Here is a 19,093-nt window from a genome sequence, read left to right as displayed (position 1 = left end):
GTATAAATTGATTTTTTTAGTTATCTAAACTGAAAACACTAGACTTCATATTTGAAAAAATTCAGTTAAATAGCACTGACAGCACCAGCAGTAACCAACCCAACGATGAGACTTAAAGTGTAAAAAAGCAGACTAACCTCCACTTTTCTCCAACACCCTTTATTCAGGGATACCATCGCATTCTTTCCTCTCTGCAAAAGCCGAAGAAAACATTGGCTTCATTGCTGTCACCGCTATTGTGGTTGGCCATATTTTCGCTACTATCCCTTCGAGACCCGTTTCCGTTTCATGGCTCTTTTTCACCATCATCACATCACCTGGACGGACCAATATCTCGGAACACTTCCGAGGGTCTTCAGGAGAACACTCAAGAGAACATCAATAGATCGAAGATGCGCCACACATCACTAAAAAAAGAAAACCACGGATAACGACAACAACACCATCCCCGCAAGAGGGGTGATGTCAGGGGGAACCATCATGGCTGCAGAGAAGAATGACCTGCGTAAGGTCCTCGCCTTCTGTCGAAGAAGCTTCGGCTATGTGGCGCTGTTCAGCATGTTTATCAACCTGCTGATGCTGGTACCGCCGCTATATATGCTGCAGGTCTACGACCGCGTGCTGACCACCCGCAGCCAGGAAACCCTGTGGATGTTGACACTGGTGGTGGTGTTTCTTTTTGTGGTGATGGGGGGACTTGAGCTGATGCGCTCGAGAATCCTGGTCAGGGTGGGTAACCGACTGGACACCTTGATCAGCCCACGCCTCTACGCCGCCATGTTCAAGCGCAGCCTGGCGAGCCCCGGCAAACCCTCCGCCCAGCCGCTCAACGACCTGACCAGCCTGCGCCAGTTCCTGTCGGGCAACGGGTTGTTTGCCTTCTTCGACGCTCCCTGGGTGCCGATCTATATCGGCGTGCTGGCCCTCTTCCATCCCTGGTTTGGGGTGTTCGCTCTGGTAGCCGGGATCATCCTCGCGACCATTGCCGTGATCAATGAACGACTGACCAAACCGCTGCTGACAGAGGCCAACGGTCGCCACGTGCAGTCACAGGATCTGGCCAACAGCAACCTGCGCAATGCCGAGGTGCTGCATGCCATGGGCATGCTGCCCGGCATCCAGGGGCGTTGGGCAGCACGTCATCGCGAATACCTGGTGCTGCAGTCCATGGCCAGCGACCGCTCAGGCCTGCTGACCAACACCTCCAAGGTGCTGCGGCTGATGTTTCAGTCCTTGATTCTTGGAGTCGGTGCCTTTCTGGTTCTGCGCGGTGAGTTGACCCCGGGGATGATGATCGCCGGCTCCATTCTCATGGGCCGGGCGCTGGCCCCTATCGACCAGATGATCAATGGCTGGAAGGGATTCTCTGGCGCGCGTACCGCCAAGGGGCGGCTGGAAGCCCTGCTGGACGAGGTTCCTGCCGATCCGCCTGCGATGCCACTGCCGAGTCCCAAGGGTCAGCTGACGCTCGACGATGTCAGCGCTGCTCCCCCCGGTGTCAAGCTGCCCACCATCACCAACATCGACCTGCGCATGGCCAAGGGCGAACACATTGCGGTGGTGGGGCCCAGCGCGGCAGGCAAGTCCACGCTGGCTCGGGTGGTACTCGGGTTGTGGCCCACTCAGCTTGGGTGCGTGCGCCTGGACGGCGCCGACATCAATAAATGGGAACGCACGGCGCTGGGGCCGCATCTGGGCTACCTGCCCCAGGACATCGAGCTGTTCGATGGCAGCGTCGCCGAGAACATTGCGCGCTTTCAGGACGTGGATCCGGAACAGGTGGTGCGGGCCGCCCGCCGCGCCGGTGTGCACGAACTGGTGCTCAAGCTTCCGGACGGCTATGACACCTGGCTGGATCACGGCGGCAGCGCGCTGTCCGCTGGTCAGCGCCAGCGTATCGGCCTGGCCCGAGCGCTGTACGGCAACCCTGCCCTGATCGTGCTGGATGAACCCGATGCCAACCTGGACGATGCCGGCGAAGCGGCCCTGGCCCAATGCCTGATCGAATTGCGCCAGCAGGGCACCACTGCACTGATCATCACCCATCGTCAGCGCCTGCTGGCCAATGTGGACCGCATTCTCGTGCTCAAGGAGGGACGCGTGGCATCGCTCACGCCACCGGGGCGTCGAGAGCCTGTCTCCGCCGTGGCGGCGGGAACAAGACGGGTCTCCCCCGTCACCACCCTGCGCCCCAGCGCACGTGGCAGAAGCGCGGCCGTGCCCGCTGAATCGGCGTCGCCGGTATCCACGGCGTCCACTGTCCGTCCCGACAGCAAGGAGACCTGATCATGAATCCCGCAGGTGCCCCTCAACAAGAATTGCCGTTGCAAGATCAACGTTACCGCCGCCTTGGCCTGCTCATCCTGCTGGTGGCGCTGGGCGGCTTCGGCAGCTGGTCGGTGATGGCCAGTCTGGCGGTTTCCGTCGTTGCCCCCGGCTCCGTATCGGTGGAAAGCTTCACCAAGACGGTGCAACACCTGGAGGGCGGTATCGTCGAGCGTATCCATGTGGAAGACGGCAGTCAGGTCGATGCCGGCGACGTGCTGATCACGCTGGATGACACCCAAGCCAGGGCCCAGAGCCGTATCGTCGAGGCGGACTATCTGATCGCCAGGGCCAGCGAGGTACGGCTACTGGCCGAGCAGGCAGGAGCGGACCAGCTGGTGTTTCCCGACGCTCTGCGTCAGTCCGACAATGGCCGCGTCCAGGCGGTGCTGTCGGTTCAGCAGCGCCTGTTCGAGGTCCGTCGAGAGTCTCTGGACGGCACCCTGGCGGCACTTGATCAGCAGATTCTGCAGCTGGACGAGCAGATCACCGGGCTCGAGGCCACCCGCCAGATCACTCAGCGAAGGATCGACTCGCTCAATGGTGAGGTGGCCAATCACCGCAAGCTGTTCCGAGATGGACTGATCAGCAGCCAGCGGATGCGCGAAATGGAGAGGGAGAGCCTCGAGTACCAGAGCGACAATGCGCGTCATCTGGCCGAGGTCGCCCGACTGCGCGCGCAGATCAGCGAGAACGTGCTGAACAAGCAGATTCGCCTGCAGGAGTTCCAGCAACAGGTCGGCGAGGCCCTGCGCCAGGTGCAGTCGGAAGTGGCCGATGCGGAGGAGCGCCTGGTAGCCCTGACCGATACCCTGCGACGCACGGCTATTACGGCGCCGGTGGCCGGCACCGTGGTGGGACTGAAGGTCCATACCCTGGGAGCGGTCATCCGCGGAGGCGATCCGCTGATGGATCTGGTGCCAATGGGCGATGGCTTTATCGTCGAGGCCAGGGTAGCCAACCACGACGTCGACCATCTATACCTGGGGCAGCCGGCGGAGATTCGCTTCAGCGCCTTCAACCAGCGTCTGTCCAACGTCATCGATGGCGAGGTGGTCCATGTCAGCGCCAACAGTTTCGAGGACGAAGCCACCCGAGAGCGCTACTACAAGGTGCGCATCCAGGTCACGCAACAGGGCGAGGCCAACATGACCGACAACATGCGTCTGATGGCCGGCATGCCAGCGGAGGTGATGATCCGCACCAGCGAGCGCAGCTTCGCCAGCTACGTGGCCAAACCGGTCACCGACATGCTGGCAAGAGCCATGCGCGAGGAGTAAAGACGACGATCCTGCGCCGAATGGGAAGAGGTTCAGCCTACACGCCCTGCCGCCGTAGCCAGCGTCTGTTCTGCGTCTGTCCTAGGTCTGTCCTGGGTCTATAGTGAGGTAGAGACGCTGGTACGGCGATGCCACATTGCGGGGTTCGGCACGTGTACGACAATCGCACCAAGATGCTGCTGGTGGTGTCGAGGCGACTGCTGGTGTTCATCATTATCAGTCTGCTGGCCACGGCGGCCCTGTTCGCGGCAACGCTGTGGTTTCAGCAGCGCCTGATGATTTCCTGGCTGGTGTTCGAATGCGGCATCGTCGGAGGCTTTGTCAGTATTCAGCAACGCTTGAAGCACATCTCGTCGACCGAACTGCGACTGCTCACCCAGTCCTGGGCGACCGTGCTGGTGGTGCCCATCTACGGAGGCACCTTTGCGCTGGTGTTCTACGCGCTTACCCTGGCCGGCCTGATCGAAGGGCACCTGTTCCCCAGCTATCACATCGCCGCCTTCCCCGAACCGCCTACTACGGATGACATTCTTCACTTTCTCTCGCGAACCTATCCCGCCCAGGGAGAGGACGTCGCCAAACTGATCTTCTGGTCCTTTGCCGCGGGGTTCTCGGAGCGGCTGGTGCCACAGATCATTCATCGCACAACGGACCGACAGCCTTGAGCCACGCTTTAGCCTGCCCTGCACTCGCGGGACGGCGTCACACCGCTATCAGGCGTTGAAGCGAACGGCTCCCAGGTCAGAGACGTCGTAACCGCCGAACTGTTCGGCCTGCTCACGCAGGCGGGGTTGCCGTGCGAACGCCAGCAGTCGTTGCAGCGGCGGCTCGAAGTAACTCCTGCGGCGCAGCAGCAGATCAAAGGACTCCTGCTGCAGCGGCAGGAAGGCGAGTCCCTGACGTCGCGCGGCCGCTTCGACACCAAGGCCCGCGTCTGCCCTGCCCTGGGCAATCGACAGGGCAAGATCATCCTCGCTCATGGCGGGTTGCTCCAGCAGGCCAAGGGCGTCCATCGAGATGCCCTGCCGATCCAGCAGTCCTTGCAGCAGGCGATGGGCCCCTGCGCCCTGCGGTCGACGTGCCACCCGGACGTCGCCCCGGGTCAGGTCACCAAGACCCGAGATACCCAGCGGATTGTCCGCCGACAGCATCAACCCCTGCTGGCGACGTGCCCAGTGGACAACGACCAGGTCACGCATGCCTCCCAGTCCCAGCTGCGCAGGATCGTTATAGCCGCCATCGGCATCCAGCAGGTGCGCGCCGACCACGCTCGCCTTGCCGGCCAGCAGTCGCTGGATACCGTCACCACTGCCCTGGCACAGGCTGGCCAGGCCACAGCCGCTCTCGCGCATGGCCCAGTCGAGCAGCGGATCCTGACTGCCACCGAGGACTTCCTGAGGCCCCACGCTGGCTGCCTGATCCCCCTCCAGGTGATTCATGACCCACAGATCCACCGCCTGCCGCGGAAACAGCAGCTTGCCAGTGGCCCGGCTACACGGAATCTGCCCCTGGCGTACCAGGTCATAGACCTTGCGCGGCTTCAGCCGCAGGTAGTCCGCCACTTCCGAGGTGGTCATATAAGTCGGGAACGCTGCGTCATCCATGGTCCTGCCTCCCTTTTGCTCTGCGGGGCTGGTCGTCTGTCTCGAAGCGCTGGTTCACTGGTTCAGAACGAGCCACTAGCCGAAAGATGTAGCCAGTAACTATGCATGAAGATGTTTCAGGCTGCATAAATTTCAGTGCCCGGATGCGCATGCCGACGTTTCATCACATTATGCTGGTATATCAAGGGCATCCCGCGACCGCGGCGCCGTTCTGACCCTACCTGACCCGAGCCGTGATGACCAACTCCGCCTTTGCCACCGCCCTGGACCTGATTGTTGGACTGGATCCCGACCTGCTGGCCATCGTCAGCCTGTCCCTGCGCATCTCGCTGACGGCGGTCGCCATCGCTGCCGCGCTGGCGTTGCCCCTTGGCGCGGCGCTGGCACTGTACCGTTTCCCTGGCCGCGCCCCGCTGATCATCGCCCTTAACGCGCTGATGGGCCTGCCACCGGTGGTGGCGGGCCTCACCGTCTATCTGCTGCTGTCCCGGGCGGGGCCCCTTGGCTCCCTGGGCCTGCTGTTCACCCCCACCGCCATGGTGGTGGCACAGGTCATTCTGGTCCTGCCGATTCTGGCCTCGCTGACCCGGCAGAAGGTCGAGGAGCTGCATGGCGAATACGCCGAGCAGCTGGCATCCATGGGGATTTCCCGAGTACGCCGTATCCCGACGCTGCTGTGGGACGCCCGTCTCGCGTTGATTACGGTCATGCTGGCGGGCTTCGGACGAGCCAGCGCCGAGGTGGGCGCCGTGATGATCGTCGGCGGCAACATCGACGGCGTCACCCGGGTGATGACCACCGCCATCGTGCTCGAGACCAGCAAGGGCAACCTGCCCCTTGCGCTGGGTCTGGGCATCGTGCTGTTGGCCCTGGTAGGGCTGATCAACGCCCTCGCCCACCTGATCGGCGAGTCCACCAGGAGGCAGCTGGGATGACCACGATGACGCTGTCGGCGCCAGCCTCGGCCCCTCGCCTCACCCTCGACCGGGTCAGCTTCTCGACCGCTGGTCAGCGCCTGCTGGGCCCCCTGTCACTCACTCTCGACGGTCATCGGCGCACCCTGATCATGGGCCCCAATGGCGCGGGCAAGAGCCTCTTGATGCGTCTTGCCCATGGCCTGCTCTCGCCCACTCAGGGACAGCTGCAATGGGAAGGTTCGGCTCCCCGCCAGGCCATGGTATTTCAGCGTCCGGTCCTGCTCAGACGTAGCGCCCTGGCCAATCTCGAGTATGCGTTGGCGGTGAATCATGTGCCACGCCGACAGCGGCGCCAGCGCGCCATCGCCGCCCTCGAGCGCTTTGGTCTGGAAAGCCTGGCCAAACGCCCGGCTCGAGTGCTGTCAGGTGGAGAGCAGCAGCGTCTGGCACTGGCCCGGGCCTGGCTGCTGGAGCCCGAGGTGCTGTTCCTTGACGAACCGACCTCGGCGCTTGACCCCGCCGCCATTCGGGCGGTGGAAAGTGCCATCGAGACCTTTCATCAGCAAGGCGTGCGGATTGTCATGTCCAGTCACGACATGCACCAGGCGCGCCGTCTGGCCGACGACGTCATCCTGCTGCACCGGGGCCGACTGGTCGAACAAAGCCCGGCCAACCTGTTCTTCAGCCGCCCCGTCACCCAGGAAGCCAGCGCTTTTATCGCTGGAGAGCTACTGGACTAGATCGAGGCCACGGTGGTGACCACGCCTCAGGCCCATTCATCCACCGCACGACACCCGTCGTGCGATCTACGCAAGGAACTGCACCATGTCACATCGCCATACCCCATCGTCGCGCAGGCTGTCTCCCATGCAGGTTCGTCGTGCGGCCACCAGCGCTGCCGCGGCGTGCGCGCTGATGCTCGGTGCCAGCAGCGCACTGGCCCAGGACGAGGCCCCCTTCATCACCCTCGCATCGACCACATCCACCCAGAACTCTGGACTGTTTGACGCCATTATTCCGACCTTCACCGACAGCACCGGCATCGACGTGCATGTGGTCGCGGTGGGCACCGGCCAGGCCTTCGAAATCGCCCGTCGCGGTGACGCTGACAGCCTGCTGGTACACGACACTGCCGGTGAGGAAGCCTTCGTGGCGGACGGCTACGCCAGTCAGCGCGATGACGTCATGTACAACGACTTTGTAGTGATCGGACCGTCCGACGATCCGGCCGGCATCCGCGACGCCGACAGTGCAGCCACTGCCTTCAGCTTGATCGCAGAGAGTGGAGCCCCCTTCACCTCTCGCGGCGACGACAGCGGCACCAATCGGGCTGAATTGCGCCTGTGGGATGCCGCTGGCGTTGAGCCTGGCGGTGACTGGTATCGCGAGCTGGGGAGCGGCATGGGCGCGACACTCAACACTGCCGCGGGTATGGATGCCTACGTCATGTCCGACCGCGCTACCTGGGTCGCCTTTGATAACCGCCAGAACCTTGAGCTGTTGTTTGAAGGCGATGACGTCCTGTTCAACCAGTACGGCAGCCTCAAGCTGTCGCGGGAGCGTCACCCGGAGCTGAAGCATGACCTGGCTGACCAGTGGCATGACTGGCTGCTGTCCGAACAAGGCCAGCAGGCGATCGGTGACTTCGAGGTCAAGGGTCAGCAGCTGTTCTTCCCCAACGCTGACGCCCAGTAAGCCTATCCTGATCGACGCCGCGAGCCCTGTCGAGATAGCCCTGTCGAGATAGCCCTGTCGAAATAGCGCTGCATGGCTCCGGCGTCTAGGCTGCAATGAGGACCGACGCAGGACGGACGACGCCCCACTTGCGGGCTGCTCGTCCGTCCGCTGCACACACAAGGACCCTCAATGCGCGCACGCATCCTCTCTCTCTGCCATTGCCCGATTGCCCGAGAACACCACCAGCACGGCGACAAGGTCGACGCCAGCATCATCAACCTGACGCCGGTGCTGGGCATGCGCGATCTCGGTTGTCGCCGGGTCACCCTGGCGCCGGGCTGCCACGCCTGGCCCTTTCATTTCCATCACAACAACGACGAGATGTTTGTGGTGCTGAAGGGCAAGGGCAGCGTGCGCCTGGGCGACAAGCGCTATCCGATCGTCGAAGGCGAGTTGATCGCGGCACCTGCCGCAGACCCCGACTGCGCCCATCAGATCATCAACGACTCCGACGAGCCTCTCACCTATCTATGCATCAGCAGCATGAATGCCCCGGACGTGACGGAGTATCCGGACTCCGGCAAGTTCCAGGTCGTCACCGGCTCGGCCCCGGGGGGCGACAAGGCCAGCCGCGGCTTCGTGCACACCGGCCTGCGCAAGGATACCGTGGACTACTGGCAGGACGAGGACTGACGCTGGCTGAGCCGGCTGACCATCAGCCGACCTGGCCGGCTTCGCCAGGGGTCTAGCCCAATTAGCCCAAGGCCAAGAGGCCTTGGCAGAAAACCGAGAGGCCTTAGCCCAAAGCCAAGAGGCCTCTGAGGGCAGCTTGCGCTGTGCGCCGACTCCTACTCTGCCCATGGCTCCCCCCAGGTCCATCGATTCCCCCCTGCAGACGATGTCGCCCCCCACTTTGGTCGCAAGCGGCAGAAGCTGCACTTTACGTTAACGTCAACTTTGCCTAGTCTTCTTAGCATTCCGCCAGCCGCTGCCTCGACGGCCGCTGATCGGCTTTTTCAGCCCTACATCACTGCCGATGGTCGTGGTCTTGACCGCCACCGCAACGACCATTCAAGACGCTTTGGAGCCCGCCATGTTCAGCCCCTATACCCCGCTCGATTTTGGCCTCGATGAAACCCTGGTCATGCTTCGCGATCAGGTGAATGCCTTTGCCCGCGACGAGATCGCCCCTCGCGCCGCCGAGATCGACGAGCGCAACGAATTTCCCGCTGATCTGTGGCAGAAATTCGGTGACATGGGCCTGCTGGGCATCACCGTTCCCGACGAAGATGGCGGCAGCGGCATGGGCTACCTGGCCCACTGCATCGCCATGGAGGAAATCTCCCGCGCCAGCGCATCCGTCGGACTGTCCTACGGCGCCCATTCCAACCTGTGCGTCAATCAGCTGAAGATCAACGCCAACGCCGAGCAGAAGGCCAAGTACCTGCCCAAGCTGATATCCGGCGAGCATGTGGGCGCACTGGCCATGTCCGAGCCGGGAGCCGGTTCCGATGTGGTGTCCATGTCGCTGCGCGCGCGCAAGGAAGGCGATCGCTACATCCTTAACGGCAACAAGATGTGGATCACCAATGGCCCTGACGCCGATGTGCTGGTGGTCTATGCCAAGACCGACCCGGACGCCGGGTCCAAGGGCATCACCGCCTTCATCATCGAGAAAGGATTCGACGGTTTCTCGACCGCCCAGAAGCTCGACAAGCTGGGGATGCGGGGTTCCAACACCTGTGAACTGGTGTTCGAGGACTGCGCGGTCCCCGCGGAGAACGTGCTGGGCGAAGTCGGCAAGGGCGTGCGCGTGCTGATGAGCGGCCTCGACTACGAGCGCACCGTGCTGGCGGCGGGCCCTATCGGCATCATGCAGGCCGCCATGGATGTGGTCGTGCCCTACATCCACGAACGCAAGCAGTTCAACCAGTCCATCGGCGAATTCCAGCTGGTGCAGGGCAAGATTGCCGACATGTACACCACCCTGAACGCCTGCCGCGCCTACCTGTATGCGGTGGCCGCGGCCTGCGATCGCGGTCAGACGTCACGCAAGGACGCCGCCGGGGTCATTCTCTACTGCGCCGAGAAGGCTACCCAGGTGGCACTGGATGCCATTCAGCTGCTGGGCGGCAATGGCTACATCAACGAGTACCCGACGGGTCGCCTGCTGCGCGACGCCAAGCTGTACGAGATCGGCGCGGGCACCAGTGAGATCCGGCGCATGCTGATCGGCCGCGAGCTGTTCAACGAGTCCGCCTGAACCCGACGTTGACCCCGGAGCAGAGCGCGTTCAGCGCCTTGTGAATGCTGGCGTACGTCGCCCCTCTTTTGCCTACGGAGCCACCAGATGGCCATGTTGGATACCGCAATCAATCCGCGTTCCGAAGACTTTGTGGCTCGGGATGCGGCCATGCGTGCCGAGGTCGGCAAGCTGAACGAACTGACCGACGCCATTCGTCGCGGCGGCGGTGACAAGGCACGCAGTCGCCACGAATCCCGCGGCAAGCTGTTTGTACGCGACCGCATCGATCACTTGATCGACGAGGGGTCGCCCTTTCTGGAGCTGTCGGCCCTGGCCGCCCACGGCGTGTACGACAGCGATGTGCCGGCGGCAGGCCTGGTTACCGGGATCGGTCGTATCAGCGGCGTCGAGTGTGTGATCGTGGCCAACGATGCCACCGTGAAGGGCGGCACCTACTTCCCGCTGACGGTGAAGAAGCATCTGCGTGCCCAGGAAGTCGCCCGCAAGCATCGCTTGCCCTGCGTTTACCTGGTCGATTCCGGCGGTGCCTTTCTGCCACGCCAGGACGAGGTGTTCCCCGACAGAGACCACTTCGGCCGCATCTTCTATAACCAGGCCACCCTATCGGCCGAGGGTATTCCCCAGATCGCCGTGGTCATGGGCTCCTGCACCGCCGGGGGAGCCTACGTGCCCGCCATGGCGGACGAGTCCATCATCGTGCGCGAACAGGGCACCATCTTTCTTGGCGGTCCGCCCCTGGTCAAGGCTGCCACCGGTGAAACCATCAGCGCCGAGGATCTTGGCGGCGCCGATGTCCACGCCAAGATCAGCGGCGTTGCCGACCACTACGCCGACAATGATGCCCACGCCCTGCAGCTCGCCCGGCGCTGTGTCGCCCGACTGAACTGGCAGAAGCGTGGCCGACTGGCGATGCAGCCACCGCGTCCTCCCGCTCTCGATCCGGCCGAGCTGTACGGTATCGTCGGCACCGACCTGAAGAAGCCGTTCGACGTACGTGAGGTCATCGCCCGCATTGTCGACGGTTCCGACTTCGACGAGTTCAAGCGCTACTACGGCGATACGCTGGTCACCGGCTTCGCCCATATCCACGGCCACCCCGTTGGCATCGTGGCCAACAACGGCGTGCTGTTCTCGGAAAGCGCGGTCAAGGGCGCCCACTTTATCGAGCTGTGCGCCCAGCGCGGCATTCCCCTGGTGTTCCTGCAGAACATCACCGGCTTTATGGTCGGTTCGAAGTACGAGCATGAAGGCATTGCCAAGCACGGCGCCAAGCTGGTCACTGCGGTGGCCTGTGCCCGCGTGCCCAAGTTCACGGTGCTGATCGGCGGCAGTTTCGGTGCCGGCAACTACGGCATGTGCGGCCGCGCCTTCGAGCCCAACCTGCTGTTCATGTGGCCCAACGCCAGAATCTCGGTGATGGGGGGCGAGCAGGCGGCCGGGGTGCTGTCACAGGTCAAGCGCGAGCAGCTGGAACGCGCCGGGGAGTCCTGGACAGCAGAGCAGGAAGAGGCCTTCAAGCAGCCGACCCGAGAGCAGTACGAGCACCAGGGCCACCCCTACTACGCCAGCGCGCGGCTTTGGGATGACGGCGTCATCGACCCTGCCCAGACCCGCGACGTGCTTGGGCTGTCACTGGCCGCCGCGATGAATGCCGAGATCGAAGAGACGCGCTTCGGCGTCTTCCGCATGTAACCGAGGATGCAGACATGTCTCAGACATCGACACTAGACATTGATGCCAGGGGGGTGGCCTGGCTGACGCTGACGCGTCCGGAGGTCCATAACGCCTTCGATGATGCCTTGATCGGCGAGCTCAATCGCCACCTGGACCGAGTTCGCGCCGCCGCAGAGCGCGGCGAGGTCCGGGTCATGGTGCTCGGCTCGGAGGGCAAGAGCTTCTCCGCCGGTGCCGACCTCAACTGGATGAAGCGCATGGTCGACTACAGCGTCGACGACAACCTGGCCGATTCCCGCGAGCTGTCGCGCCTGATGCACGGACTGGACACCCTGCCCTGCGTCACCCTGTGCCGGGTACAAGGTGCCGCCTTTGGCGGAGCCGTGGGCCTCGCCGCCTGCTGCGATATCGTGCTGGCGTCCCAGCGCGCCAAGTTCTGCCTGTCCGAGGTCAAGATTGGCCTGTCGCCAGCTGTCATCAGCCCTTACGTGCTACGCGCCATCGGCAGCCGCCAGATGCGCCGCTATGCGCTCAGCGCAGAGGTGATGGACGCCACGACAGCGCAGGCACTGGATCTGGTGCACAGGGTCGTTGAACCCGAGGCCCTGGACCACGCGGTAGAGAGCATGCTCGAGACCCTGCTGGCCACCTCTCCCCAGGCCAGTCGAGCGACCAAGGCCTTGCTCGCTGAGGTCGCTCGCGCGCCGGACGAACAGGCCACGCGGGAGCGCACCTGCCTGGTCATCAGCCGCCTGCGCGTCAGCGACGAAGGCCAGGAAGGGCTTTCCAGCTTCCTCGACAAGCGCCGCCCTGCCTGGGCGGGCACCTCCAACCATAGCGGGAGCGCCTCATGAGCTCGACCCCCACTGCTGACCAGCTGCGCTTCGACACCCTGCTGGTGGCCAATCGCGGTGAGATCGCCTGCCGCGTGATGCGTACCGCACGCGCCATGGGCCTGAAGACCATCGCCGTCTATTCAGATGCGGACGCCGACGCCCGCCACGTGCGCGAAGCCGACGAAGCCATCCATATCGGCCCGGCGGCCGCCCGGGAAAGCTACCTGGATATCGCCAAGGTGATCGACGCTGCTCGCCGCAGCGGCGCCGACGCCATTCATCCGGGCTATGGTTTCCTGTCGGAAAACGAGGCCTTCGTGCGGGCCTGCGAGGACGCCGGCATTGTCTTCGTCGGCCCTCCCGCGGCCAGCATCAAGGCGATGGGCGACAAGTCCGCCGCCAAGGCACGCATGATGGATGCCGGCGTGCCACTGGTTCCGGGTTACCACGGCGATGACCAGGACGACGCTCTGCTCAAGCGCGAGGCGGATGCCATCGGCTACCCCGTGTTGCTCAAGGCCAGCGCCGGCGGCGGCGGCAAGGGTATGCGCGTGGTCGAGAGCGGCGGCGAGTTTCAGGCGGCGCTGGAAGGCTGCCGCCGGGAATCCAGAGCCGCTTTCAATGACGATCGCATGCTGATCGAGAAGTATCTGACCCAACCCCGCCACGTTGAGGTCCAGGTGTTCTGCGACCGCCACGGCAATGGGGTGTATCTGTTCGAACGGGACTGCAGTGTCCAGCGCCGTCACCAGAAGGTACTGGAGGAAGCGCCCGCCCCCGGCATGACGGCCGCGCTACGACGTGCCATGGGCGATGCCGCGGTTCGCGCCGCCCAGGAGATCGGTTACGTCGGCGCGGGCACCGTGGAATTCCTGCTCGACGCGACGCCCGGCGCTTCGCAACAGCAGGACGGCGCCTTCTATTTCATGGAAATGAACACGCGGCTGCAGGTCGAGCACCCGGTGACCGAGATGATCACTGGCCAGGATCTGGTGGAATGGCAGCTGCGGGTGGCGATGAATGAACCGCTGCCATTGCGCCAGGACCAGCTGTCCATCGATGGCCATAGCTTTGAGGCGCGCCTGTACGCCGAAGATGCCGACCAGGACTTTCTGCCTGCCACCGGCGTGCTCGATCGCTTCGCGCTGGACCTGGTCGGGGCCGACCTGAGCTCCGCTCAGGTGCGCCTGGATAGCGGGGTGGCCACTGGCGACACGGTATCGATGCACTATGATCCGATGCTGGCCAAGCTGATCACCCACGGCCCGGATCGTGCCTCTGCCTTGGCTAGTCTCAATCGCGCGCTGGCCGCCCTGGACGTGCAGGGAGTGATCACCAATCGAGGCTTCCTGCAGCGGCTGACGAACCATCCGGACTTTCAGGCTGCCCATCTCGACACCCGCTTTATCGAGCGCCATGAGGAAAGCCTGTTTGCCAGCCGCGGGCTGGACCAGCAGAGCCTGGCCAGCGCGGCCCTGGTGGCACTGCACCAATTGTCCCGGGAGTCGGAAAGTGACTCTCCATGGGATCGCCACGATGGCTTTCGCGTCAATGGCCCCCGTCAAATCCGCATCGCGCTGTGCGATCCACGGGAGGCCGCTGAGGCCGAGCCATCCAGCCTTTGCGTGGTGGAGGGACGGCACGCCGCCAGCGATCAGGCATGGCAGCTCAGCATCCGGGGTCCCGGGGAATCTCGTGCCGAGGTATCTGCCAGCCTGACTGAGCTGCCCGGCGATGCGGTGGCGATCACCCTGGACGGTCATCGCCGCCGGCTGCAGGCTCGCCTGCTGGGGCAAGGCCAGCAGCGTAATACCATTGTGCTGTCCAGCCCTGAGGGTGAAGTGCGCCTCTGCTGGCGTCGCATTGATGCCATCGATCATGGCCAGCACGAGGTGGAATCGACGCTCACCGCGCCGATGCATGGCACCGTCGTGGCACTGCTGGTGGCGCCTGGCGCCGCGGTCAGCAAGGGCGACGCGCTGATGGTCATGGAAGCCATGAAGATGGAGCACACGCTGACCGCGCCTGCCGACGGTTCGGTCGAGGCCTTTCGCTACGCCGCTGGCGACACCGTCGGCCAGGGCGATGTGCTGCTCGACTTCACTGCCCAGTCCGCCGACAGCGTGCATGACAAGGAGGCTCTCTGATGGCCTTTCCCGACAGTGTGCGGATTGTCGAGGTGGGCCCGCGGGACGGCCTGCAGAACGAGCCGGACCCGATCACCACGGCAACCAAGCTCGAACTGATCGAGCGTCTGGCCATGGCGGGACACTGCCATATCGAGGCGGCCAGCTTCGTCTCCCCCAAGTGGGTGCCGCAAATGGCCGATCATCGCGAGGTCATGCGGGCCCTGATGCAGGAGGGAGCAGCACAGCCCGGACGGCGTTATTCGGCGTTGACGCCAAACCTCAAGGGGCTGGAGGCTGCCATCGAATGTGGCGTACAGGAAGTCGCGGTGTTTGGCGCGGCCTCTGAATCGTTCTCGCAGAAGAACATCAACTGCTCCATCGCCGAATCACTCGAGCGCTTTGCCCCGGTGGTCGAACGTGCCAAGGCCGAGGGCATCCAGGTACGAGGGTATGTGTCCTGTGTTCTGGGCTGTCCCTATGAGGGTGACATCGCGCCTGGGCAGGTGGCCAAGGTGGCACGAGCGCTGGATGAGATGGGCTGCTACGAGGTATCGCTGGGCGATACCATCGGCACCGGCACGCCGCTGAAAGCCCGGCGCATGCTCGAAGCCGTCGCCCGGGATGTGCCGGTCACCCGACTTGCGGCCCATTTCCATGATACCTATGGCCAGGCCCTGGCCAACCTGGTGGCGGTGCTCGAAGACGGTGTCCAGGTCATCGACAGCTCGGTGGCCGGCCTTGGAGGCTGTCCCTACGCCAAGGGCGCCAGCGGCAACGTCGCCACCGAAGACGTGGTGTATCTGCTGGAAGGACTCGGCATCGACTGCGGGGTCGATCTCGCTCGCATTGCCGCCGTCGGTGACTGGATCACCCGCACCATCGGCCGCCCGAATCGCTCCAAGGCGGGGGTGGCAATGGTCGCCAAGGGCTAACGAACACCTGAGCGATCGGCGGCGCCGTCAGGGGCCGCTGGTCGCTGATGCCCGCTTCCCTGATCTTGCCCTCGGCGCCCTGCCCTGGACGCCCTGCTCGCGGTGTTTTGCTCGCTATGCGGCGCCGCGGACATGCTACTATCCAAGGTACGCGAAGCCTTTATCCAAGGTACGCGAAAAAAGAGGCATTGCCATGAGTAGCGAAGGGCAGCTCGTACTGGAACAGATTCAACAGCAGTTGACGACCTCCATCGAGGCTGCGGAAACGGTCGGCTGGGATGACGTCGAGGTGACGCCATCGGGTACCATCGTGGTCCGCAAATACGCCAACAAGGACGCCGCTGAACTGGAGCGGCAGCGGCTTGATCACGATATTCTCTAGCGCCAGTCGCTGACCATGATCGGCCTGCTGATCTTTCCCGTATTGGTCTGCGGCTACATCTACATCACCGAAAGCCCCAGAGAGCAGATTCGCATCAGCCTCTATCATGGCTGGCTGTTGTACATCCGGGCTGCCAAGTTCGGCATTCTGATCGTTGCCTTCGTTGCGGCACTTTTTGGCTATCTGCTCCCTGCCATTGGCACGTCCATCGGGCACTGGACAGGCATTACCCTTCTGCCTGACACCCACCTGTTCCTGTACCTGGCAAACCTGATGGGGTCGGGCCTGTACCCGGGTCGTCAGCTCGATCCGTCTACCCTGGCATCGTTGCAGTTGGCGTCCCTGTCCTTCTGCTCCATCGTGCTGACCTGGCTGACCGCTTTCACCTGCCAACGGGTCAACTGGCTAGGTGCCCAGAGGCTTCGTCGGGCCAGAAAGCGACAAGTAGAGCTGCTGCTCGAAGACAAGGCACCGATCGAACACCAGCTCATCACCATCAAGACACAGGCCAAGATTGACTTCGCCCACAATGCCGCGATCTACCGTGCCAGACGAGACGTCTTGTCCCATCTACGCTGCGGAAAGATCAAGCGACATGACCCGGAGGACAGGGCGGCACTGGCCGCGATACTGAAACAGCTAACGTATCGACAGGTCACCTACGCTCTAATTAGCCTCGAGAACGACAAAGTGTATATCGGGCTACCTACCCTGCTACCGGAGCCAGATGAAGAAAGCGTGATTTCCCGAGGCATTGGTGTGATTCCGGTACGCTCGGGATATCGAGACAAAAGGCGTCGTATCGTCATTACCGGCGGACATGACTTTGACCTGGCCGCCCCGCTACCGACCAATACCCTGTCGCTGACACGAGACAAGATCATCTCTATTTCGGGCTTTACCTTTCCCAGTCGTCCCTACCCTCGACTGCTTCCCCCCAGCGATATCAGCGACACGCCAGTCACGAGCTCCCGCCGCACCATTCGCTGATCCAGTGTCGCGACGACCTGGCTTCACCTACCCCAGGCAAGCGTTTACACCTCGCCTTGTGATTCGCCTTGCAGCCGCCTAGCGTGTGGATCAAAGGTCTCTGTTTTCACCACAATTTTCACCACAATTTTCACAACAAGGAAGTCACCATGTCCCCGGTTCTCGCCTTCAGCTTGATAGCGGCGCTCGGTATCGGTGCGCAGTGGCTGGCGTGGCGCTGGAAAGTGCCCGCCATTGTCCTGCTGCTGCTCAGCGGTGTGCTCATCGGCCCGGTCAGCGGGGTGCTCGACCCCCACGCCGTCTTCGGGGACCTGCTGGAACCCCTGGTCGCCGTTGCCGTGGCCATGATTCTGTTCGAGGGTGGTCTAACCCTCAACCTGACCCGCCTGAGAGGGGCAGAGCTCGCCGTCAAGCGTCTGGTGTTTCTCGGCGGACCGCTGGTCTGGGGCCTGGCCACGCTGTCGGGACACTACATCGGCGGTCTGTCCTGGGCCTCGGCATCGGTGCTGGGCGGCATCCTGATCGTGACCGGCCCCACCGTCATCATCCCGCTGCTGCGCCAGGCCAGTCTCAAGCGGCGCCCCGGTGAGATCCTGCGCTGGGAGGCGATTCTCAACGATCCGGTCGGTGCTCTGGCAGCGGTGCTGGCCTTCGAGATCACCATCGTGATGTATTCATCCCACGACCTGTCGGTGACCCTGGGGCATATGCTGCTGGGCATTGTCGTCGCCACCGCGGTCGGACTGGCCACGGCCTGGGGCTTGATACGCGCGATCAAGGCCGGACAGATTCCCGAATTTCTGAAAGTCCCGGTCATGATCTTTCTGGTCATGGCGACCTATACGCTGCCCAATGCCCTGCTCCATGAAAGCGGGCTGCTGGCGGTCACGGTGATGGGGGTAGTGATCGGCAATTCGTCGCTGTCGTCCCTGGACGAGATTCGACGCTTCAAGGAGAACATCACCGTCCTGCTGGTGTCGGGCGTGTTTATCCTGCTGGCCGCCCAGGTGGATCTTGGCACCCTGGCCACCCTGAGCATGCGCGAGTATGTGTTCGTCGCCGTCGTGCTGCTGCTGGTCAGGCCAGTGGCGGTATTCCTGGCCTTGATCCGGGTCGACCTGCCCTTCTCGGAAAAGCTGATCGTGGGTTGGATCGGCCCGAGAGGCGTGGTGGCGGTAGCCATTGCCGGGTTGTTTGGCGCCCGCCTCAGCGATGTTGGCGTCGAGGACGCCGCCCTGCTCTCGCCATTGGCGTTTGCCATTGTCGCCGTGACCGTCCTGCTGCATGGCTTTTCGCTGCAGCCCTTGGCACGCCGGCTCAAGTTGCAGTCCACCGATACCAAGGGGCTGCTGATCGTCGGCGCCAATCCCTTTACCGCGGCCCTGGCCGAGGCGATTCAGGCCCAGGGAAGACCGGTGCTGATCGCGGACCGCAACTACAATCACCTGCGCCAGGTCAGAGGACGCGATATCCCGACCTACTACGGCGAAGTGCTCACCGAGGAAGCCGAGCTGACGCTGGAGCTCAATCGCTTCGACAGTATGGTCGCGCTGACCGACAACGATGACTACAACGCGCTGCTGTGCATGCACTACGCTCCGGAGTTCGGACATCACCGGGTCTATCGCTTCGCTCCCGGCGGAGGCGTCGGCGGCGACCAGCTCGAGCAGACGCTGGGAGGGCGTTTCTTCGCCAAGGAACTCGACTATGAAGAGGCCAATTCACGGATTCGCCAAGGCTGGTGCGTGCGCCTGACACGCCTTAGCGACAGCTACTCGTTCGACGACTATCGCCGAGACAACCCGGATGCTCGGGTGATCTCCGCCTATGCCGAAGACGGCGACGTCAGGGTCATGCACAAGGACGAGAGCTTCGATGCGGACACCGGCGAAACCTTGCTCGCCCTAGTGCCCGACGACACCCATGAAGACAAAGCCCAGCGCCAGCGCACCAGGCAACAGCGCGCCTCGGCTCAGCCGTCAGCCGACACCAGGGAAGAGAGCAACGTCGGCGATGACGGCGAGGCTCCAGGCTCCGACTCTGGCTCCTGATGGCCCCGCCAGGTGCCATCACCCCCTGGC

16 protein-coding genes are annotated in these 19,093 nt (G+C 63.3%); 15 read left to right on the top strand and 1 reads right to left on the bottom strand.

Going from position 1 to position 19,093, the window contains the following annotated elements:
- Positions 1-480 precede the first annotated feature (480 nt).
- The 3 genes from KUV72_RS10470 to KUV72_RS10460 all read left to right on the top strand — a co-directional run bounded on the left by KUV72_RS10470 (position 481) and on the right by KUV72_RS10460 (position 4,270).
- On the top strand, positions 481-2,286 hold the full coding sequence (locus KUV72_RS10470; RefSeq protein WP_222238265.1) for a type I secretion system permease/ATPase: 1,806 nt from the start codon (positions 481-483) through the stop codon (positions 2,284-2,286).
- 2 nt (positions 2,287-2,288) lie between these two features.
- On the top strand, positions 2,289-3,605 hold the full coding sequence (locus KUV72_RS10465) for an HlyD family type I secretion periplasmic adaptor subunit (protein ID WP_222238263.1): 1,317 nt from the start codon (positions 2,289-2,291) through the stop codon (positions 3,603-3,605).
- Between the two features lie 152 nt (positions 3,606-3,757).
- Positions 3,758-4,270: a hypothetical protein gene (locus KUV72_RS10460; RefSeq protein ID WP_206937883.1), complete on the top strand. Its 513-nt coding sequence runs from the start codon at positions 3,758-3,760 to the stop codon at positions 4,268-4,270.
- 48 nt (positions 4,271-4,318) lie between these two features.
- Here KUV72_RS10460 and KUV72_RS10455 read toward each other — a convergent pair whose 3' ends face one another.
- Positions 4,319-5,209, bottom strand: a complete 891-nt coding sequence (locus KUV72_RS10455; RefSeq protein ID WP_222238262.1) for a helix-turn-helix transcriptional regulator — start codon at positions 5,207-5,209, stop codon at positions 4,319-4,321.
- A gap of 236 nt (positions 5,210-5,445) precedes the next feature.
- Here KUV72_RS10455 and KUV72_RS10450 point away from each other — a divergent pair, with 236 nt between their 5' ends.
- The 12 genes from KUV72_RS10450 to KUV72_RS10395 all read left to right on the top strand — a co-directional run bounded on the left by KUV72_RS10450 (position 5,446) and on the right by KUV72_RS10395 (position 19,063).
- Positions 5,446-6,144, top strand: coding sequence for an ABC transporter permease (locus KUV72_RS10450; protein ID WP_222238260.1), 699 nt, complete (start codon positions 5,446-5,448; stop codon positions 6,142-6,144).
- Positions 6,141-6,866 carry an ATP-binding cassette domain-containing protein gene (locus KUV72_RS10445; protein WP_261317439.1) on the top strand — a complete coding sequence of 242 codons (726 nt, stop codon included), beginning with the start codon at positions 6,141-6,143 and terminating at the stop codon, positions 6,864-6,866. Before KUV72_RS10450 ends, KUV72_RS10445 begins: the two co-directional genes overlap by 4 nt.
- 175 nt (positions 6,867-7,041) lie before the next feature.
- On the top strand, positions 7,042-7,821 hold the full coding sequence (locus KUV72_RS10440) for a substrate-binding domain-containing protein (protein ID WP_261317453.1): 780 nt from the start codon (positions 7,042-7,044) through the stop codon (positions 7,819-7,821).
- A 171-nt stretch (positions 7,822-7,992) separates the two neighbouring features.
- The gene (locus KUV72_RS10435; protein WP_222238259.1) at positions 7,993-8,496 is read left to right on the top strand and encodes a cupin domain-containing protein; all 504 of its coding nucleotides are present in this window, start codon (positions 7,993-7,995) and stop codon (positions 8,494-8,496) included.
- A gap of 400 nt (positions 8,497-8,896) precedes the next feature.
- The gene (locus tag KUV72_RS10430; RefSeq protein ID WP_222238258.1) at positions 8,897-10,066 is read left to right on the top strand and encodes an isovaleryl-CoA dehydrogenase; all 1,170 of its coding nucleotides are present in this window, start codon (positions 8,897-8,899) and stop codon (positions 10,064-10,066) included.
- A gap of 87 nt (positions 10,067-10,153) precedes the next feature.
- Entirely contained in the window at positions 10,154-11,761 is a 1,608-nt protein-coding gene (locus tag KUV72_RS10425) for a carboxyl transferase domain-containing protein (protein ID WP_206937874.1), read from the top strand.
- Between the two features lie 14 nt (positions 11,762-11,775).
- Positions 11,776-12,597 (top strand): enoyl-CoA hydratase-related protein, encoded by an 822-nt coding sequence (locus tag KUV72_RS10420; protein ID WP_222238257.1) that lies wholly within the window; start codon positions 11,776-11,778, stop codon positions 12,595-12,597.
- Positions 12,594-14,726: an acetyl/propionyl/methylcrotonyl-CoA carboxylase subunit alpha gene (locus tag KUV72_RS10415; protein WP_222238255.1), complete on the top strand. Its 2,133-nt coding sequence runs from the start codon at positions 12,594-12,596 to the stop codon at positions 14,724-14,726. Before KUV72_RS10420 ends, KUV72_RS10415 begins: the two co-directional genes overlap by 4 nt.
- Positions 14,726-15,640 (top strand): hydroxymethylglutaryl-CoA lyase, encoded by a 915-nt coding sequence (locus tag KUV72_RS10410; RefSeq protein ID WP_222238254.1) that lies wholly within the window; start codon positions 14,726-14,728, stop codon positions 15,638-15,640. Before KUV72_RS10415 ends, KUV72_RS10410 begins: the two co-directional genes overlap by 1 nt.
- Positions 15,641-15,833: 193 nt before the next feature.
- Positions 15,834-16,022, top strand: coding sequence for a hypothetical protein (locus KUV72_RS10405; RefSeq protein WP_222238252.1), 189 nt, complete (start codon positions 15,834-15,836; stop codon positions 16,020-16,022).
- A 15-nt stretch (positions 16,023-16,037) separates the two neighbouring features.
- Positions 16,038-17,012, top strand: coding sequence for a hypothetical protein (locus tag KUV72_RS10400; RefSeq protein ID WP_222238251.1), 975 nt, complete (start codon positions 16,038-16,040; stop codon positions 17,010-17,012).
- Between the two features lie 149 nt (positions 17,013-17,161).
- Positions 17,162-19,063, top strand: a complete 1,902-nt coding sequence (locus tag KUV72_RS10395) for a cation:proton antiporter (protein ID WP_222238250.1) — start codon at positions 17,162-17,164, stop codon at positions 19,061-19,063.
- Positions 19,064-19,093 lie beyond the last annotated feature (30 nt).

This window comes from Halomonas sp. DP4Y7-1, from assembly GCF_019800705.1.
GTDB lineage: Bacteria > Pseudomonadota > Gammaproteobacteria > Pseudomonadales > Halomonadaceae > Halomonas > Halomonas litopenaei_A.
The sequence above is the reverse complement of the archived record's forward strand: the minus strand, read 5'-3'. Positions and strand labels throughout refer to the sequence as shown.

What these genes read in the sequence shown, in the direction of transcription:
- KUV72_RS10470 (WP_222238265.1), top strand. Translation starts at nt 481, where the DNA reads ATGGCTGCAGAGAAGAATGACCTGCGTAAGGTCCTCGCCTTCTGTCGA.
- KUV72_RS10465 (WP_222238263.1), top strand. Translation starts at nt 2,289, where the DNA reads ATGAATCCCGCAGGTGCCCCTCAACAAGAATTGCCGTTGCAAGATCAA.
- KUV72_RS10455 (WP_222238262.1), bottom strand. Translation starts at nt 5,209, where the DNA reads ATGGATGACGCAGCGTTCCCGACTTATATGACCACCTCGGAAGTGGCG.
- KUV72_RS10450 (WP_222238260.1), top strand. Translation starts at nt 5,446, where the DNA reads ATGACCAACTCCGCCTTTGCCACCGCCCTGGACCTGATTGTTGGACTG.
- KUV72_RS10445 (WP_261317439.1), top strand. Translation starts at nt 6,141, where the DNA reads ATGACCACGATGACGCTGTCGGCGCCAGCCTCGGCCCCTCGCCTCACC.
- KUV72_RS10440 (WP_261317453.1), top strand. Translation starts at nt 7,042, where the DNA reads ATGCTCGGTGCCAGCAGCGCACTGGCCCAGGACGAGGCCCCCTTCATC.
- KUV72_RS10435 (WP_222238259.1), top strand. Translation starts at nt 7,993, where the DNA reads ATGCGCGCACGCATCCTCTCTCTCTGCCATTGCCCGATTGCCCGAGAA.
- KUV72_RS10430 (WP_222238258.1), top strand. Translation starts at nt 8,897, where the DNA reads ATGTTCAGCCCCTATACCCCGCTCGATTTTGGCCTCGATGAAACCCTG.
- KUV72_RS10425 (WP_206937874.1), top strand. Translation starts at nt 10,154, where the DNA reads ATGGCCATGTTGGATACCGCAATCAATCCGCGTTCCGAAGACTTTGTG.
- KUV72_RS10420 (WP_222238257.1), top strand. Translation starts at nt 11,776, where the DNA reads ATGTCTCAGACATCGACACTAGACATTGATGCCAGGGGGGTGGCCTGG.
- KUV72_RS10415 (WP_222238255.1), top strand. Translation starts at nt 12,594, where the DNA reads ATGAGCTCGACCCCCACTGCTGACCAGCTGCGCTTCGACACCCTGCTG.
- KUV72_RS10410 (WP_222238254.1), top strand. Translation starts at nt 14,726, where the DNA reads ATGGCCTTTCCCGACAGTGTGCGGATTGTCGAGGTGGGCCCGCGGGAC.
- KUV72_RS10405 (WP_222238252.1), top strand. Translation starts at nt 15,834, where the DNA reads ATGAGTAGCGAAGGGCAGCTCGTACTGGAACAGATTCAACAGCAGTTG.
- KUV72_RS10400 (WP_222238251.1), top strand. Translation starts at nt 16,038, where the DNA reads ATGATCGGCCTGCTGATCTTTCCCGTATTGGTCTGCGGCTACATCTAC.
- KUV72_RS10395 (WP_222238250.1), top strand. Translation starts at nt 17,162, where the DNA reads ATGTCCCCGGTTCTCGCCTTCAGCTTGATAGCGGCGCTCGGTATCGGT.